This window comes from Mesorhizobium captivum, from assembly GCF_033977165.1.
Lineage (GTDB): Bacteria > Pseudomonadota > Alphaproteobacteria > Rhizobiales > Rhizobiaceae > Mesorhizobium > Mesorhizobium captivum.
The window spans coordinates 109,444-125,748 of sequence record NZ_JAVIJB010000011.1 but is presented as its reverse complement, the minus strand read 5'-3'; the positions used below and the strand labels follow the sequence as shown (position 1 = coordinate 125,748).

Sequence of the window (16,305 nt, the reverse complement as noted above, 5' to 3'; positions counted from 1 at the left end):
GGGTCAGAGGCTGCGGCCCATCGCCAGATATTTCTCGCGGCGCTGCTCACGGAAGTCGATGTTGGCGCCAGCAAAGTCCTTCATCGTCTTGGCGATGAGATCGCCGGTGGCGGCTATCACCGTTTCCGGCGCGCGCTGGGCGCCGCCCATCGGCTCGGGAACGATGGCATCGATGACCTTCATCTCGAGCAGATCCTGGGCGGTGATCTTCATGTTGGTGGCCGCGTCCTTGGATCGGGTGGTGTCGCGCCACAGGATCGAGGCCGCGCCCTCCGGCGAAATAACCGAATAGATGGCATGCTCCAGCATGTAGACGCGGTTGGCGGTGGCAATCGCAATGGCGCCGCCCGAGCCGCCTTCGCCGATGACGATCGAGATCGACGGCACTTTCAGCGCCAGGCAGGCCGAGGTCGAGCGCGCGATGGCCTCGGCCTGGCCGCGCTCCTCGGCGCCGACGCCGGGATAGGCGCCTGCGGTGTCGACCAGCGTCAAAAGCGGGATCTTGAAGCGGTCGGCAAGCTCCATCAGGCGCACCGCCTTGCGGTAGCCTTCAGGCCGCACCGAGCCGAAATTATGCTTGATGCGGCTTGCCGTGTCCGAGCCCTTTTCTTGGCCGATCACCGCCACCGGCTCGCCTCGGAAGCGGGCGAAGCCGCCGACGATCGCCTGGTCGTCGCCGAAATTGCGGTCGCCGGCCAAAGGCGTGAAATCGCTGAACAGACCCTTGATGTAGTCGACGCAATGCGGCCGGTCGGGATGGCGCGCGACCTGCACCTTCTGCCAGGGGGTGAGCGCCTTATAGAGGTCGCGCAGCGCATCGCGCGAACGCTTCTCCAGCCTGCCGATCTCCTCGGCGACATCGACCGCCTCGCCGTTTTCGGCAAGCTTCTTCAGCTCGAGGATCTTCAGCTCCAGATCCTGCACCGGCTTTTCGAAATCGAGGTAATTGTACATGCTTGGGCGGACCGATCCGTCGGAAGGCAATGGCGGGCGGAACCATGGAAATGCTGGCTCCGGGCGGTGGAACGTCGCCCTCACATAGCGATATGAGGCCTAGTCGGCAAGCGGATGATGGTCGTTGACCAGCCGCACCAGCCGCTCCTCAAGCACGTGGGTGTAGATCTGCGTGGTGGAGATATCGGCATGGCCAAGCAGTTGCTGAACGGCCCGCAGATCCGCGCCGTTCTGCAAAAGATGGCTGGCAAAGGCGTGGCGAAGCACATGCGGCGAGATCTTGGCCGAGGCGATGCCGGCCCGGGCCGCCAGGCCCTTGAGATCGCGCGCGAAGACCTGCCGGGAGAGGTGGCCGCTGTCGGAAGCGGCTGGAAACAGATAGGGACTGTCGGCAAAGGCGGGCCTGGATGCCCGTTCCGAAAGCCATGCCCGCATCGCGGCGCGCGCCTTGGCCGACAGCGGCACCATGCGCTCCTTGTCGCCCTTGCCGCGCACCATGAAGAAACGGTCGTCGCGCTGCGCCACCGTCACCGGCAGGCCGACCAGCTCGGAGACGCGCAGGCCTGTGGCATAAAGCACCTCGACCAGCGCGTGCAGGCGCAACGCCGCCAGCCGGTCGCCGTCCTGCGCGGCACCGGCCGCTTCCTCGGCCGCACGATCGAGTAGGCGGCCGGTCTCGGCTTCGGTCATCGTCTTCGGCAGCGGCCGGCCCTTCCTCGGGCTGTCCAGCGTTCCCGTCGGGTCGTCCCCACGCAGACCTTCGGCGTAGAGGAATTTGAAGAACTGGCGGATCGCCGACAATTTGCGCGCCTGCGAGGTCGGCGCGAAGCCTCTGGCCGCGATGTCGTCGAGATAGGCGCGGATATCGGCCGCTCCCGCTCGCGCCAGTCCGCCGCCGATGGCTTCGGAGGCGTCTTCCAGGTCGCGGCGGTAGGAGGAAAGCGTGTTCTCGGCCGCGCCCCGCTCGGCGCTCATCATCTCCAGGAAGGCTTCGATGCGGGCCGCGCTGTTCATCTGGCCGGGATCAGTTCTTCTCGGTTAGTTTTTCTTCGGATTGAGCTTCTCGGCGGGAATGCGCACGCTCATTTCCGCCTTCTTCGGTTCCACGAACATCGCCAGAGCGAACATCGCGCCATAGGCAATGCCTGCAAGAACCGCCAGCGTCACGACAAAGCGAAACAATGTCGGCATTCAGTTTTCGCCCGTCTTCTTGTTCTGCGATTCCAACCCCTGTGCCCTTATGGGACGCCAATCCAGCCAATTCAAGCAGGAAGGGTTTGTCGACGAAGGTTCCGGATGGAAAGTCGCGCGATCCGCTCCGCTTGCGGCGCCGTGCTTGACGCAAACAGGCTTTTGATGTCGATACGGCGCAAAGAGGGTTCCGCATGAACGCGCTACCAGCAAATCCGCCGAACGAAGGCCGTGCCGAGCTGCTCGAGCAGCTGGGCAGCCGCTCGATCGTCTTTGTCGGGCTGATGGGCGCCGGCAAGACGGCGATCGGCCGCAAGGTGGCGACGATGCTTTCGCTGCCCTTCATCGACAGCGACCAGGAGATCGAGAACGTTTCGCGCATGACCGTGCCGGAGCTGTTCGAGCGCTATGGCGAGCCCGAGTTTCGGGCGCTGGAGCAGCGCGTGATCCTGCGCCTGCTCGAAAACGGCCCGCAGGTGGTGTCGACCGGCGGCGGCGCCTTCATGAACGCGCAGACGCGCGAGGCGATCTCTAGTCACGGTATCTCGGTCTGGCTGAAGGCCGATCTCGATCTCCTGATGGAGCGGGTCTCGAAGAAGCAGAACCGGCCGCTGTTGAAGAATCCCGATCCGCGCGGCGTGCTGGAGCGACTGATGAGCGAGCGCTATCCGGTCTACGCTACGGCCGACATCACGGTCCTGACCCGCGACGACCGCAAGGAAGTCATCGCCGGCGAAGTGGTGTGCACGCTTTGTTCCTATCTCGGGATCGCCGCCATCGCGACCAGCGACGAGGTGGACCCGTGAGCCATACTGAGCCAGTGAAGGTCGAGGTCGGCCTCGGCGACCGTGCCTATGACATTTTGATCGGCCCCGGCCTGCTCTCCAGCGCCGGAACGGAAATTGCGGACCGCCTTCCCGGCACGCGCGCGGCCATCGTCACCGACGAGAACGTCGCCGCCGCACATCTCGAAACGTTGAAGGCCGGCCTGGAAAAGGGCGGCATCCAGGCGGCCGTCATCACGCTGCGGGCCGGCGAAAAGACCAAGAGCTTTGCTCACCTCGAAGAGGTCGTCGACAGCGTCCTCGCCGCCAAGCTCGAACGCCGCGACGTGGTGATAGCGCTCGGTGGCGGCGTGATAGGCGATCTTGCCGGCTTTGCCGCCGGTATCGTGCGACGCGGGATGAACTTCGTGCAGGTGCCGACCTCCTTGCTGGCGCAGGTCGATTCTTCCGTCGGCGGCAAGACCGGCATCAACAGCGCGCGCGGCAAGAACCTGGTCGGGGTCTTCAACCAGCCAAAGCTGGTGCTTGCCGACACCGGCGTGCTCGACACGCTGCCGATACGCGAGTTCCGCGCTGGCTATGCCGAACTTGCCAAATACGGCCTGATCGACCGCCCGGGCTTCTTCGCCTGGCTGGAGGAGAACTGGCAAAAAGTGTTCGCCGGCGGCCAGGAGCGGACCGAAGCCATCGCCGATGCTTGCCGCGCCAAGGCTGATGTCGTGGCCCGCGACGAGTTCGAGACCGGCGACCGCGCGCTGCTCAATCTCGGCCACACATTCGGCCATGCGCTCGAAGCCGCCACGAATTATGACGGCGCCCGTCTCGTCCATGGCGAAGGCGTCGCCATCGGCATGGCGCTGGCGCACCGTTTTTCTGCGCGCCTCAACCTGGCGAGCCCGGACGATGCCGAGCGCGTGGAAGCGCATCTTCGCGCCGTCGGATTGCCCTGGCGGATGGCCGACATATCAGGCGAATTGCCGGATGCGGAGGCGCTGCTTGGCTTCATCACCCAGGACAAGAAGGTCTCGCGCGGCGCGCTCACCTTCATCCTGACGCGCGGCGTCGGCCAGGCCTTCATCGCCAAGGATGTGCCGCCTTCGGAAGTGCTGTCCTTCCTCAAGGCGTGCCATCCCGATGGCTCAAGATGAGCCATTCCAGATGATCGACGCCGGCTGGATCGCCGCCGCCATCCTTGCCGCCATCGTTGTGCTGGCGCTTGTCTTGCGCACGCGCCTCTTCGCGGCGCTCGGCTATAGTCTGCAGCCGATCGAGCCGGTGGCGCCCGAGGACGATCTCTCGGACGAGAACGGCGACGATCCCCGCCGCGGGCAGGCGCGCGAGGACCGCAACCGGCTGGGCGAGCTTTTCGATCTCGAGGAGCTCGAAGTGTCGGATGTGATGGTCCATCGCACCAACATGCGCTCGGTCAACGCCGACGATCCGCCGGAAATGGTGGTGCGTGAGATCCTGCAAAGCCCGCACACGCGCATGCCGCTCTGGAAAGGCTCGCTCGACAACATCGTCGGCGTGCTGCACGCCAAGGATCTGCTCAGGGCCCTCAACGAGGTCGGCAACGACTTTTCCAGGATCGACGTGACAAAAATAGCGTCGAAGCCATGGTTCGTGCCCGACACCACCACCTTGCAGGACCAGCTCAACGCCTTCCTGCGCCGCAAGGCGCATTTCGCCATCGTCGTCGACGAATATGGCGAGATGGAAGGGCTGGTGACGCTGGAAGACATCATCGAGGAGATCGTCGGCGAGATCGCCGACGAGCACGATGTCGACATGCAGGGCGTCAAGCAGGAGGCCGACGGCTCGGTCGTCGTCGACGGCACGGTGCCGATCCGCGATCTCAACCGGGCGCTCGACTGGGACCTGCCGGACGAGGAGGCCACGACGATCGCCGGGCTCGTCATCCATGAGACGCAGACGATCCCCGAGGAGAAGCAGGCCTTCACCTTCCACGGCAAGCGCTTCGTCGTGATGAAGCGCGACAAGAACCGCATCGCGAAATTGAGGATCCGGCCCGCCGGCGAAGGTTAGAGCGTTTCACCGTTTCACGGAAACGGCAAACCGCTCTATCTCTTTGTTTTGACGCAATTCCGGACGGAAAACCGTTTCACACTTTTCCTGGAATTGCTCTAGAATCTGGTTTCAAAGTTCCTTTGTCGAGCGCTCGCTGAGCATCGCGCCGGTTTCGCCGTCCATAGCCGCCAGGCTGACGTCGTAGCCCCACAGCCTCCGGATATGGCGCAGCGTCGCGTCGCGGCTTTCGTCCTCGAGCAGGATGCCGTCCTTCACATTGTGCTGCAGCCGCAGATGCCGGTCGCCCAACAGGTCGACGTCAACCACCTGGATGTCAGGCCTGGTCGCCCCCACGTCGTAGCTTTGAGCCAGCGCGGACCGTATCTTGCCGTAGCCACGCTCATTGTGGATCGAGGCGACTTCGTAGTGCGGCTCGTCGGCGCCGTCGGCCAGGACGAAGAGCCGCCATTTCCGGATCAGGGTCGGGCTCAGATACTGGCGGATGAAGGATTCGTCACGGTGGTTGGCCCAGGCATCGAGCAGGGTCTCGCGCCAGTCGCCGCGGCCGGCGATGTCGGGAAACCAGTCGCGGTCCTCCGCGGTCGGTGCGGTCGAGATGCGCTGTATGTCCTGCATCATGTCGAGCCCGAGGGCATAGGGATTGATTCCGGAAAAACGCGGGTCGTCGAAGGCCGGCTGGAAGACCACGTTCGAATGGTTGCGCAGGATCTCGAGCATGGCGCCTTCGCTGATGCGGCCGCGGTCGAAAAGCATGTTCATGAGCGTGTAGTGGACGAAGGTGGCGCAGCCCTCGTTCATCACCTGGGTTTGCCGCTGCGGGTAAAAATATTGCGCAATGACCCGCACGATCCTGATGATCTCGCGCTGCCAGGGCTCAAGCACCAGGCTGTTCTTCTCGAGGAAGTAGAGCAGGTTCTCCTCGGGCAGATTGAGCGATTTCTTCCGCTCGGCAAAGCTCTCGTCCACGGCTTCCGGCTTGTTTTTTCCCTGCGAGGGGGGCAGCGTGCGCCACAAATCATTGTAGGAACGCTCCTCGTATTCGAGGCGTTCGCGAAGCCCTTCGCGCTGCTGCTCCGACGACAGCTTCGGCGGCCGATGGTAGCGGAAGACGCCTTGTTCCATCAGCGCGTGGGCGGAATCGAGGACCGCCTCCACGGCCGCCTGGCCATGCCGTTCCTCGCATCGGGAGATGTAGCTCTTGGCAAAATCCAGATAGCTCAGGATGCCTCCGGCGTCCGTCCATTGCCGGAAGAGATGATTGTTCTTGAAGAAATGATTGTGCCCAAGCGCGGCATGAGCGGTCACCAGGGCCTGCAAGGCCATGGTGTTCTCCTCCATGAGGTAGACGATGCAAGGGTTGGAGTTGATGACCAGTTCATAGGCCAAACCGCGCGCGCCCTTGCGGTAGAGAAGCTCGTTGTAAAGGAAATGCTTGCCGAACGACCAATGCCGATACATCAGCGGCATGCCTACCGAGGAATAGGCGTCGAGCATCTGCTCGGAGGAAATGACCTCCATCTGCACCGGATAGATGTCGAGGCGAAGTTCTTCGACCCCGATCGCTTCGATCTCGTCGTAGGCCCGCGACAGTCTCTTGAAATCCCAGTCGGCTCCAGAAAAAAGCAACTCGGATTTGCGCGCCTGACTGACCATCGGCCTCTGTCCCATCGGCCCCTGTCCCTTCGGCCTATGCCCTCACGCGCTCTTGCGCAGGGCGGGTTGCCTGGCGAAAAGCTCGCGAAAGACCGGATAGATATCGGCCGGAGCAGCGATGCGCCTCATCTGGAAGTTCGGCCATTTCTCGTCGATGGCGCTGTAGGCGCGCCACAGCGACGTCCCGTTTTCGGTCGAGCCGAAAATGTGGCTTTCCCGTTCGTCGATGATCTCCACATAGGCGAAATACTGGCAAAGATGCATCAGCCTGCGGTCGAGCAGTTCTATGCAGCGTTCCGAGTCGGTGGCGAAGTTGTCGCCGTCGGAGGCCTGGGCGGCGTAGATGTTCCATTCGGCGACCGGATAGCGTTGCTCGATGATGCGGTGCATTTCCTCGAGCGCCGTGGAAACGACGGTGCCGCCGCTTTGCGTGTGGTAGAAGAATGTATGCTCGTCCACCTCCTGGGCTTCGTGGGTGTGGCGAATGAAGACGATCTCGGTGCGATCGTAGCGCCGCGTCAGGAACAGATGCAGCAGCACGAAAAAGCGTTTGGCTAGATCCTTCTCGCGCTCCCCCATCGATCCCGACACGTCCATCAGGCAGAACATGACCGCGCTGGCATTCGGCACCGGCTGGGGGTCGAAGCGATTGAACCGAATGTCGACCGGATCGACATAGGCAATTCGCCTGCGCCGCCGTTCAAGGCGCTCAAGGTCCTTGCGCAGGGCCTCGATGCGGTCGCGTGCCGCCGCGTTTGGCGGTTTCGATTCCAGTTCGGCCAGTTGCCTGGCAACCGCGTCCAGTTCCTCTTGCTTGGGCCGCTTGAGCGCGATGCGGCGCCCGTGGCTGTTGCGCATCGTGCGCCCGACATTGATGTTGGTCGGCGCGCCGCTTGCCGTGAAGCCCGCCCGCCTCGGCTTGAAGCTCAATATCTGCTTCAGGCTGAGCTTGACCAGATCGGGCAGTTCGAGATCCTCGAAGAAGAGGTCGAGCACTTCCTCGCGCGACAGCACAAAGCGGAAGTCGTCTTCGGATTCGGCGGTCCCCGGACCCGAAGGGCCGGTGCCCCCGCCGCTGGGCTTGGGGATCAGGTCACCGGGGCTGAACGACCTGTTGCCGGGCAGGATATGCTGGCGCCGTCCGCTGTCCTTGGCGTCGCTGAAGGTCGGCTCGCTGGTGCCCTTGCGAGGCATCGGCACGGCATGCTCCCGGTCGAGCTCGGCGATGCGGCCTGTGCGGACGTGGTCGCGGATATTCCGCTTGAGCTCTTCCCGCGCGCGCCGCAGGAAGCGCTGACGGTTGCCCAGGCTTTTGTCCTTCGGGTTCAGGCGGCGGTCGATGAAGATCGGCATGGAACCGTCCCGGTTTTGCTCAGCCCGCCTTGTTCACGCGCATGTACCAGTCGACCAGCCGGCGCACCTGCCGCTCGGTATAGCCGCGTTCCACCATGCGCTGCACGAATTCATTGTGCCGCTTTTCCGTGACGCTGTCCTGCTTGGAGCCGAAACTGATCACCGGCAACAGATCCTCGACCTGGCCGAACATGCGCTTTTCGATGACCTCGCGAAGCTTTTCATAGCTCGTCCAGGACGGGTTGCGGCCATGGTTGCGCGCCCGGGCGCGCAAGGTGAATTTGACCACTTCGTTGCGGAAGTCCTTGGGATTGGCGATGCCAGCCGGCTTTTCGACCTGCGACAATTCCTTGTCCAGAACCTCACGATTGAGGATCTGCCCGGTATCGGGGTCTTTGTAGTCCTGATCCTCGATCCAGGCGTCGGCATAAGCGATGTAGCGGTCGAAGAGGTTCTGGCCGTACTCGCTGTACGATTCCAGATAGGCCTTCTGGATCTCGTGGCCGATGAACTCGGCATAGCGCGTTGTGAGCTCCGACTTGATGAACTCGAGATAGGCGGCTTCGGTCTCTTTCGGGAATTGCTCGCGCTTGATCGCCTCCTCGAGGATGTACATCAGATGCACGGGATCGGCGGCCACCTCCTTGGTGTCGTAATTGAAGGTCTGCGACAGGATCTTGAAGGCGAAGCGCGTGCTGACACCGGTCATGCCTTCGTCGACGCCGGCGGCGTCGCGATATTCCTGGACCGACTTGGCCTTCGGGTCGATTTCCTTGAGGTTCTCGCCGTCATAGGCGCGCATCTTGGTGTAGAGCGGCGAGTTTTCGTGCTCGGCAAGGCGCGTCGAAACGGTGAAGCGGCTGAGAATGTCCATCACTTCAGGCGCGCAGGGGCTGTTCGCCAGATCGCTCTCGCGCAGAAGTTTTTCGTAAATCTGCCTTTCTTCGGTGATGCGAAGGCAATACGGAACCTTGACCACGAGGATGCGGTCGAGAAAGGCCTCGTTGTTCTTGTTGTTCTTGAACTGCTGCCATTCCGACTCGTTGGAGTGGGCAACGACAATGCCCTGATAGGGGAAGGCGCCGAAATTCTCGGTGCCGTTGTAGCTGCCTTCCTGGGTTGCCGTCAGCAACGGGTGCAAGACCTTGATCGGCGCCTTGAACATTTCGACGAATTCGAGCAGACCCTGCGTGGTCCGGTTCAGGCCGCCGCTGTAGGAATAGGCATCCGGATCGGACTGGCTGAAGTGTTCCAATTGCCTGATGTCGACCTTGCCGACCAGGGCCGAGACGTCCTGATTGTTCTCGTCGCCGGGCTCGGTCTTGGCGATGGCGATCTGGCGCAGACGCGACGGCGACAGCTTGACCACGCTGAATTTGGAAATGTCGCCGGACAGCTCGTCGAGGCGCTTGGCCGCCCACGGCGAAATAAGCCCATTCAGCCGACGGCGGGCTATCCCATATTTGTCTTCCAGAAGATCGCCCATCCGATCGGGATGGAAAAGGCCGAGCGGCGATTCGAAAATGGGGCTGATCTGGTTGCCGACCTTGAGCGTGTAGATCGGGCGCTGCTCCATCAGCTTCTTCAGCCGTTCGGCGAGCGAGGACTTGCCGCCGCCGACCGGGCCGAGGAGGTAGAGGATCTGCTTGCGCTCCTCGAGCCCCTGCGAGGCGTAGCGGAAATAGCCGGCGATGCGCTCGATCGTGTCCTCCATTCCGTAGAAGTCGGAAAAGGAGGGGTACACCTTCACGGTGCGGTTCGAGAAAATGCGCCCGAGCCGCTCGTCCTTGCTGGTGTCGACCAGGTTCGGCTCGCCGATTGCCTCGACCATCCGTTCGGGTGCCGAGGCATACATCGACTTGTCCTCTCGGCAGCCAAGCAGATATTGCTGGAGGCTCAACTCTTCCTGGGCCGCGTTGGAATAAATCTCCGAAAACAGATCGAAGACGTCGGATTGGTTCTCTCGCATGATATTCTGCCCTCAGAGCCGCTCTGGCTTCCAGTCGGCCAAGTCGGCTCGTCTCGTATTCAACTGCCGGAAAGCATTGTGGTTCCCTCACATGAAGGAGAGCGTCTACAATCGGGCATCGACGTCTCAAAGCACCCGACTCAGACGGAATGCTCACCTATGGTATTTAGGTGGTGATGGCCGGGAGAGCTTCAAGGAGAATCTTGGTTTTTCCCCCACTTACATGTCGTGGTCGGGAACATAGAGACAGAACGAATGCCGGGAATTCGCGTCGCCGCCGGGCTTGCATTCGTGAAAGAACTCGTCACGCGAGCGCTTGATCCGACTGTCGGAGTAGGGAATGAGCTCTCCGGTGGAGAGCTGGTAGCCATATTTCGTTTCCTTCACATCGGCCGTGGGCGCCTGGTAGCAGTCCATTCCCGAGCAGCATGAGGTGTCGTACTGCCAGCCCTTGGGCGCCTGATGCGCGGCAGCCGGAACCGAAAGGAAAGCGGCGAGCGCAATTGCTGGAAGCAGCCGCAGAGACCGCAAACCGGCCGGGCGCCTGTTGCTATGCGCGGCTGGAACTCGATATGTCTTCATCATTGGTGGTCACCGTTCAGAGGCGCCGGCCGAATGCATCGGCTCTCCGGTCTGACTAGCAATCCGCCCGGCAATCAAAACTGTCAGACCCGGGAAATGTTCCATGGGTCCTCATCGGGCGATCGAGTTGCGCGCCGGCGCATTTGACGGCGCGAAAGGTGTGCTGGCCAACTGTTGACGAGCCAATCGTGCTGCCGATGAACAATCCGTAACTGGACGCCCGCCGCGCTCGCATGCACTCTTTGCCGAGGGGCGGTTAGGGCCGAGGGCGGTCAGGAGGTGATCATGATCGATCGGCGACATTTTGTCCTAGCGTCCGTCGCGGCACTGCTGCCGACAGATGCGTCGGCAGCTCGGCGCCTGCGCCAGCCGGCGCCGCGGACGCTCGACTATGGACCGGCCAAGCTCGACGTCTACGCACGCGACCGCGCCACGGGCGCTCCGGTCGTCTTGTTCATTCATGGCGGCGCCTGGCGGCTCGGCAACCGCAACAATGTCAACGCCAAGCCAGGCTTTCTGCTCGCCAACGGCTTCCTGTTCGTCTCTATCGACTACCGCATGCTGCCCAAGGCCGATGTCGCCACCCAGGCGAGCGATGTCGAGAAGGCCTATGCCTATGTGCGGGCCAATATCGCCAAATATGGCGGCGATCCCGACCGCATCGTGGTGATGGGCCACTCGGCCGGTTGCCATCTCGCGGCGTTGACGGGGTTTCGCGGCGGCTTGCCCGGCGTCGCCGGGCTGGTGCTCGACGATACCGAAGCCTATGACATCGAGGCCCTGGCCAAGGCGCAGGGCGGCACGCTGCGGCCGATCTACGCGCAAGCCTTTTCGGATCCAAGCCAGTGGCGGGCGCTGTCTCCGGCGACCTATATCGGCAAGGGCAAGCATCCGCCTGTCTTCATCGCCTATTCGAAGGCGCCGATCCGCGCGGCCGTGGCGCGTGATTTGGCGGATCGGCTGCGGACCGGAGGCACCAAGGTCACGCTGTTTGACGGCAGCGCCTATTCGCACATGGCGATCAATCGCCGCGTCGGCGAGGATGGCGACGCGCTGACCGCCGCGGTCATGGCTTTCCTGAAGGCGACGGTCACCTGATCGCCGACCCTTCTGAAACCGGATCACGTCAAAGTCGGTGGCAGCGGCCCGCGCCGACACATGCGAACGCTTCGAGGCGCCGCTCGGCAGCGCCCAGCATCGGTCAAGCTCCGCCGAGGAGTTCGACGGCATGGTTCGGATGCCTGTCGATCCATCTTTATGATTGGCCAAGCAAGCCGCGACCAATTGTGGGCGAGGCGGTGCAACCTTTGGGGAGAAGGGGCGCTCGCGTTTTAGTTGAACGTCACCCCTGAAATTGAACGTCACCCCTGAAATTGGACGTCACCCCCTGAAAGGTCCTGCCCGAGATGATTGATAAACGCGCGCAGGCGACCCTGATGGCCGCATTGTTGCTTGTCGTCGGGTTCGCTGCCTGGCCAACATATGCGGCCGAGCCAGCCTTGAACAATGCCCGCCTGATCGGACGGTTTCTCGACGCTGGCGATCAGGCGGTTTTCGAGTGGCCCGGCAGCGCGATCGAATTCGCGTTCGAGGGCAGTTGGCTGGACGTCGTGCTTGATGATCGCGGCAAGAACAGCCTGGTGCTGGATGTCGACGGCAAACTGTCCCGGATCGATCTGAAGAAAGGCTCCAACACCTACCGTCTCGTCGCGACGCAGGGCGCGGATCGCCACTCCGTCCGGCTTGTGCGCCGTACCGAGGCGCTTTTCGGAACCACCACTCTCAAGGATGTGCGCACCGATGGCACGCTTCTGCGGCCTGAGCCGAAGAAGCGCAGCCTGTTGGTGATCGGCGACTCGATTTCCGCCGGTTACGGCATCGAGGGCAAGGACGCGAAATGCAAGTTCAGCGCCGATACGGAAAATCAGTACCTGACCTATGCCGCGATCGCGGCGCGACGCTACGATGCGGACGTAATCACCTTGGCCGCTTCGGGAAAGGGGCTCGTCCGCAACTTTCAGGGAGCCAAGGGGCGCACAATGGCGGATTTGTACGACCGGGTTCTGCCCTCGCGGCGAGATCGCGAAGCGCTGCCCAAAACCGACATCATCATCGTTCATCTCGGGACGAACGATTTCAGCGGCGGTGCCCGGCCCGCCAATTTTGCCGCCAGCTATGCCGAATTGCTGGCGAAACTGCGCGCCAATGCACCTGATGCGATGATCTACGCCGGGTTCGGGCCATTGCTAACGGGGGAGGACTTCGCCGCGGCGGACAAGGCGGTGGACGACGTGGTCAAGCAGCGGCGTGACGCCGGCGACAGCAAGACGGCGATGATCCGCTTCACCAAACCGCCTGGGGCGTCGTTGCGCGGCTGCGACTGGCATCCCAACGAGGCCGGCCAGCAACGCATGGCCAATCAGCTCGAGGACAGGATCGAGGCGGACCTCGGCTGGACGCAAACCCGATGAAGGCAGCATCCGCGGCTGGCTTGCAAGACGCCGGCGCGCCGGCGCGTGGGCGGGCCGTCCATTCTAAACTGCTCGGCCTGCAGGTGCTGCGGTTTGCGGCCGCCTTTTTCGTGGTCCTGTTCCATCTTGGCGTCAGCTTGCAGATCGAATTTGGAAACCGGACCAACGTCTTTCACAGCGGCGCGATTGGGGTCGACATCTTCTTTGTCATCAGCGGCTTCATCATCGCCTACACGACCGATCCCAAAAAAGGCGCGCTGTATTTCGTCAGGCGTCGGCTTATGCGCATCGTCCCACTCTACTGGACGCTGACGGCGGGCATTGCGGTCCTGGCCATGCTGAAGCCCGGTCTGCTGAATTCGACCGTGATCAACGGCGAGACCTTGATCAAGTCCCTGTTCTTCGTCCCGTTCGCAAAAGCGAATGGAGCCGTGCAGCCGATCCTGTTTCTGGGTTGGACGCTCAACTATGAGATGTTCTTCTACGGCATCTATGCCGCGTGCCTGGCGCTCGGCCTGCGCAGCCCGCTCGTGCCGGCCGCAATCATCGTACTTCTCGTCGCCGCCACGAGTCTCGTGAAGTTGGATTACGTCCCGTGGCGGTTCTATACCAATCCTTTGATGCTCGAATTCGTGCTCGGCATTGGCCTTTACCTTCTTTACAGGCGCAGTCCCGCGATCTTTCACGGGCGGGCGCTGCCGATATTCCTCATGTTCGTGGCGGCTATGGCGTTGCGCGCGCCGCTGCTCGAGATCCATTGGCTGGTGGCCAACGGCATTCCGGCGGTGCTGCTGGTCGCCGCCGTCCTGCCATGGGCGCCGGCCCCGACGCCAATCGTCCTGTTCATGGTTCTGCTGGGGAACGTGTCCTATTCGCTCTATCTCTCACATCCCTACGTGCTTCAACTCGCCGTCAAACTGATGCCGGACCACGCCGGGACCGCCACGCAGGTCCTGCTGGGCGGTGCCGCCTGCGTGCTTTCAGTTGCCCTGTCGATCGCGCTGTACTTTATGATCGAACGGCCGGCGCGGCTTGCCGCGCCTGTCCCGAAGCCCCAACGATAAGGCTCGCTGCCCCCTACCAGGGGGTCCTCTCGCCGGGCGCGGCCGGCTCGATCGCCAGCGCGTGCACGCCGGCCTTCAGTTCGTCGGCAAGCAACTGGTTGACGGCGCGGTGGCGGTCGATGCGGCTCATGCCGGCAAAATCCGGCGAGACGATGCGGACGCGGAAATGCGTCTCGCCGGTGCCGTCGAAGGTGGCGTGATGGCCGGACTCGACATGATGATGGCCGGCATGAAGGTGGCTTTCGTTGATGACGGCGAGCCTTTCCGGCGAAAATGCCGCCTTCAGCTTGTTTTCCATCGTCGACTGTATGGACATCGGGCCTTCCCTTCACCACATCTGCGGCACAGCCGCAAAATCTCAATTTTCGACCGCTTTTAAGCCGCGATTCAGCGGTTAGGGCGATCATCGGCGAAATGTCAATTCTTGTTTCGCACTAGCGAACAGCCCATAAATGGGTGAGATGAAAGCGTATCCCAAATATTTCGAGAAAATCCGCATCCGGCCGGAAAAGGACGCGGAACTCAAGTCGCGCGCCCCGATCTGCCAATGGGACGGTTGCAGCGAAGCCGGCACGCATCGCGCGCCGGTCGGACGCCTGAAGGAGGGCGAGTATTTCCGCTTCTGCTTCGAGCATGTGCGCGAATACAACAAGGGTTTCAACTATTTCTCGGGCGTGTCGGACAGCGAGATCGCCCGCTTCCAGAAGGAGGCGCTGACCGGCCATCGGCCGACCTGGCGCATGGGCGCCAATGGCGGCGGGATGCGTTCGGCGCCCGATTTCGCGCAGCAGCGTTCGGGGCGCGCCGGCTACTATAATCGCATGCGCGACCCCTTCAACCTGTTCGGCGGCGGAACGCGGGAGGTGCGCGAGCGCAAGGCAAAGCCGCTTGAGGCCAAGGCGCTGGAAACGCTTGGCCTTGATACAAAGGCGACTGGCAAGGATATCAAGGCGCGCTATAAGGAACTCGTCAAGCGCCACCATCCCGATGCGAATGGCGGCGACAGGGGTTCGGAAGACCGGTTCCGCGATGTGCTGCAGGCCTATCGCGTGCTCAAGCAAGCAGGATTGTGCTGAGCGGCCCTACGGTCCGTGTCGTTTTCCAACTTTCATACGGTTGGAAAAGGCTCTAAGACCGCCCCCGAACAAAATCGATTGCCGGCGAAACGCGGCGTTTCGCCCGTGGAGACGTTGATAGTGATGAACAAGGTCGATCGCGACATCGCCAACCTGCCCGACACGACGGTGTCGGTGAAGGAGAAATTCGGCTTCGATTCCAAGATGGTGGTTCCCGCCTATTCGGTCTCGACCGAGCATGTGCCCGACATCGACCCGGACTACCTCTTCGACAAGGCGACGACATTGGCGATCCTCGCCGGCTTCGCCTACAACCGCCGCGTCATGGTGTCGGGCTATCACGGCACCGGCAAGTCGACGCATATCGAGCAGGTCGCCGCGCGCCTCAACTGGCCCTGCGTGCGCGTCAACCTCGACAGCCATGTCAGCCGCATCGACCTCGTCGGCAAGGATGCCATCGTCGTCAAGGAAGGCCTGCAGATCACCGAATTCCGCGACGGCATCCTGCCCTGGGCCTATCAGCACAATGTGGCGCTCTGCTTCGACGAGTACGATGCCGGCCGCCCGGACGTGATGTTCGTCATCCAGCGCGTGCTGGAATCGTCGGGCCGCCTGACCCTGCTCGACCAGAGCCGGGTCATCCGCCCGCATCCGGCCTTCCGGCTGTTCGCCACCGCCAACACGGTCGGCCTCGGCGACACCACCGGCCTCTATCACGGCACGCAGCAGATCAACCAGGCGCAGATGGACCGCTGGTCGATCGTCACCACGCTCAACTACCTGCCGCATGACAACGAGGTCTCGATCGTGCTGGCCAAGGCCAAGCACTACCGCGACAGCAAGGGCAAGGAGATCGTCAACAAGATGGTGCGCGTCGCCGACATGACGCGCTCGGCCTTCATCAATGGCGACCTGTCTACCGTGATGAGCCCGCGCACCGTCATCACCTGGGCCGAGAACGCCGAGATCTTCGGCGACATCGGCATGGCGTTCCGGCTGACCTTCCTCAATAAATGCGACGAACTGGAGCGGTCTGTAGTCGCCGAATTCTACCAGCGCGCCTTCGGCGAGGATCTGCCGGAGAGCGCCGCCAACGTGGTGCTGGGGTAGCGCGTGCCGGAAGGCTTGGCCTTTCGGACCAAAACGCGCAGGGAATGA

Annotated in this window: 16 protein-coding genes; 8 read left to right on the top strand and 8 right to left on the bottom strand. The window is 62.5% G+C overall.

Going from position 1 to position 16,305, the window contains the following annotated elements:
* Positions 1–3 precede the first annotated feature (3 nt).
* From RFM40_RS12300 to RFM40_RS12290, 3 genes are all read right to left on the bottom strand, one after another.
* Complete coding sequence (locus RFM40_RS12300; protein WP_320224566.1) at positions 4–954, bottom strand: acetyl-CoA carboxylase carboxyltransferase subunit alpha; 951 nt, start codon at positions 952–954, stop codon at positions 4–6.
* 99 nt (positions 955–1,053) lie between these two features.
* Positions 1,054–1,968 carry a site-specific tyrosine recombinase XerD gene (locus RFM40_RS12295; RefSeq protein WP_320224565.1) on the bottom strand — a complete coding sequence of 305 codons (915 nt, stop codon included), beginning with the start codon at positions 1,966–1,968 and terminating at the stop codon, positions 1,054–1,056.
* Positions 1,969–1,992: 24 nt separating this feature from the next.
* Positions 1,993–2,145, bottom strand: a complete 153-nt coding sequence (locus RFM40_RS12290; protein WP_040989318.1) for a hypothetical protein — start codon at positions 2,143–2,145, stop codon at positions 1,993–1,995.
* A 194-nt stretch (positions 2,146–2,339) separates the two neighbouring features.
* Between RFM40_RS12290 and RFM40_RS12285 the strand changes: the two genes are divergently transcribed.
* Genes RFM40_RS12285 through RFM40_RS12275 form a run of 3 tightly spaced genes read left to right on the top strand, consistent with a single transcriptional unit; the run spans position 2,340 to position 4,976 of the window.
* Positions 2,340–2,951, top strand: a complete 612-nt coding sequence (locus RFM40_RS12285) for a shikimate kinase (protein ID WP_320224564.1) — start codon at positions 2,340–2,342, stop codon at positions 2,949–2,951.
* Positions 2,948–4,078: a 3-dehydroquinate synthase gene (gene aroB / locus RFM40_RS12280; protein WP_320224563.1), complete on the top strand. Its 1,131-nt coding sequence runs from the start codon at positions 2,948–2,950 to the stop codon at positions 4,076–4,078. Before RFM40_RS12285 ends, aroB begins: the two co-directional genes overlap by 4 nt.
* A gap of 10 nt (positions 4,079–4,088) precedes the next feature.
* Positions 4,089–4,976, top strand: a complete 888-nt coding sequence (locus RFM40_RS12275; protein ID WP_320224716.1) for an HlyC/CorC family transporter — start codon at positions 4,089–4,091, stop codon at positions 4,974–4,976.
* Between the two features lie 111 nt (positions 4,977–5,087).
* Here the strand turns inward: RFM40_RS12275 and RFM40_RS12270 are convergent, their stop codons facing one another.
* From RFM40_RS12270 to RFM40_RS12255, 4 genes are all read right to left on the bottom strand, one after another.
* On the bottom strand, positions 5,088–6,632 hold the full coding sequence (locus tag RFM40_RS12270; RefSeq protein WP_320224715.1) for a SpoVR family protein: 1,545 nt from the start codon (positions 6,630–6,632) through the stop codon (positions 5,088–5,090).
* 42 nt (positions 6,633–6,674) lie between these two features.
* Positions 6,675–7,985, bottom strand: a complete 1,311-nt coding sequence (locus tag RFM40_RS12265; RefSeq protein ID WP_320224562.1) for a YeaH/YhbH family protein — start codon at positions 7,983–7,985, stop codon at positions 6,675–6,677.
* Between the two features lie 19 nt (positions 7,986–8,004).
* Complete coding sequence (locus tag RFM40_RS12260) at positions 8,005–9,954, bottom strand: PrkA family serine protein kinase (protein ID WP_320224561.1); 1,950 nt, start codon at positions 9,952–9,954, stop codon at positions 8,005–8,007.
* A gap of 219 nt (positions 9,955–10,173) precedes the next feature.
* The gene (locus tag RFM40_RS12255) at positions 10,174–10,539 is read right to left on the bottom strand and encodes a hypothetical protein (RefSeq protein WP_320224560.1); all 366 of its coding nucleotides are present in this window, start codon (positions 10,537–10,539) and stop codon (positions 10,174–10,176) included.
* A gap of 282 nt (positions 10,540–10,821) precedes the next feature.
* Between RFM40_RS12255 and RFM40_RS12250 the strand changes: the two genes are divergently transcribed.
* From RFM40_RS12250 to RFM40_RS12240, 3 genes are all read left to right on the top strand, one after another.
* The gene (locus RFM40_RS12250; RefSeq protein ID WP_320224559.1) at positions 10,822–11,634 is read left to right on the top strand and encodes an alpha/beta hydrolase; all 813 of its coding nucleotides are present in this window, start codon (positions 10,822–10,824) and stop codon (positions 11,632–11,634) included.
* Between the two features lie 308 nt (positions 11,635–11,942).
* Positions 11,943–13,007 carry an SGNH/GDSL hydrolase family protein gene (locus tag RFM40_RS12245; RefSeq protein ID WP_320224558.1) on the top strand — a complete coding sequence of 355 codons (1,065 nt, stop codon included), beginning with the start codon at positions 11,943–11,945 and terminating at the stop codon, positions 13,005–13,007.
* Positions 13,004–14,071, top strand: a complete 1,068-nt coding sequence (locus RFM40_RS12240; protein WP_320224557.1) for an acyltransferase family protein — start codon at positions 13,004–13,006, stop codon at positions 14,069–14,071. Before RFM40_RS12245 ends, RFM40_RS12240 begins: the two co-directional genes overlap by 4 nt.
* 13 nt (positions 14,072–14,084) lie before the next feature.
* On the opposite strand, the gene RFM40_RS12235 is transcribed toward RFM40_RS12240, so the two are convergent.
* On the bottom strand, positions 14,085–14,387 hold the full coding sequence (locus RFM40_RS12235) for a BolA family protein (RefSeq protein ID WP_320224556.1): 303 nt from the start codon (positions 14,385–14,387) through the stop codon (positions 14,085–14,087).
* 136 nt (positions 14,388–14,523) lie between these two features.
* Here RFM40_RS12235 and RFM40_RS12230 point away from each other — a divergent pair, with 136 nt between their 5' ends.
* Together RFM40_RS12230 and cobS are read left to right on the top strand one after the other, a co-directional pair.
* Complete coding sequence (locus RFM40_RS12230; RefSeq protein WP_320220966.1) at positions 14,524–15,147, top strand: J domain-containing protein; 624 nt, start codon at positions 14,524–14,526, stop codon at positions 15,145–15,147.
* A 123-nt stretch (positions 15,148–15,270) separates the two neighbouring features.
* Positions 15,271–16,257, top strand: a complete 987-nt coding sequence (cobS, locus tag RFM40_RS12225; protein WP_278073629.1) for a cobaltochelatase subunit CobS — start codon at positions 15,271–15,273, stop codon at positions 16,255–16,257.
* Positions 16,258–16,305 lie beyond the last annotated feature (48 nt).

Bases quoted from the DNA above. Each gene is read 5' to 3' on its own strand.
- RFM40_RS12300 (WP_320224566.1), bottom strand. From the start codon at position 954: ATGTACAATTACCTCGATTTCGAAAAGCCGGTGCAGGATCTGGAGCTG.
- RFM40_RS12295 (WP_320224565.1), bottom strand. From the start codon at position 1,968: ATGAACAGCGCGGCCCGCATCGAAGCCTTCCTGGAGATGATGAGCGCC.
- RFM40_RS12290 (WP_040989318.1), bottom strand. From the start codon at position 2,145: ATGCCGACATTGTTTCGCTTTGTCGTGACGCTGGCGGTTCTTGCAGGC.
- RFM40_RS12285 (WP_320224564.1), top strand. From the start codon at position 2,340: ATGAACGCGCTACCAGCAAATCCGCCGAACGAAGGCCGTGCCGAGCTG.
- RFM40_RS12275 (WP_320224716.1), top strand. From the start codon at position 4,089: ATGATCGACGCCGGCTGGATCGCCGCCGCCATCCTTGCCGCCATCGTT.
- RFM40_RS12270 (WP_320224715.1), bottom strand. From the start codon at position 6,632: ATGGTCAGTCAGGCGCGCAAATCCGAGTTGCTTTTTTCTGGAGCCGAC.
- RFM40_RS12265 (WP_320224562.1), bottom strand. From the start codon at position 7,985: ATGCCGATCTTCATCGACCGCCGCCTGAACCCGAAGGACAAAAGCCTG.
- RFM40_RS12260 (WP_320224561.1), bottom strand. From the start codon at position 9,954: ATGCGAGAGAACCAATCCGACGTCTTCGATCTGTTTTCGGAGATTTAT.
- RFM40_RS12255 (WP_320224560.1), bottom strand. From the start codon at position 10,539: ATGATGAAGACATATCGAGTTCCAGCCGCGCATAGCAACAGGCGCCCG.
- RFM40_RS12250 (WP_320224559.1), top strand. From the start codon at position 10,822: ATGATCGATCGGCGACATTTTGTCCTAGCGTCCGTCGCGGCACTGCTG.
- RFM40_RS12245 (WP_320224558.1), top strand. From the start codon at position 11,943: ATGATTGATAAACGCGCGCAGGCGACCCTGATGGCCGCATTGTTGCTT.
- RFM40_RS12240 (WP_320224557.1), top strand. From the start codon at position 13,004: ATGAAGGCAGCATCCGCGGCTGGCTTGCAAGACGCCGGCGCGCCGGCG.
- RFM40_RS12235 (WP_320224556.1), bottom strand. From the start codon at position 14,387: ATGTCCATACAGTCGACGATGGAAAACAAGCTGAAGGCGGCATTTTCG.
- RFM40_RS12230 (WP_320220966.1), top strand. From the start codon at position 14,524: ATGGGTGAGATGAAAGCGTATCCCAAATATTTCGAGAAAATCCGCATC.
- cobS (WP_278073629.1), top strand. From the start codon at position 15,271: ATGAACAAGGTCGATCGCGACATCGCCAACCTGCCCGACACGACGGTG.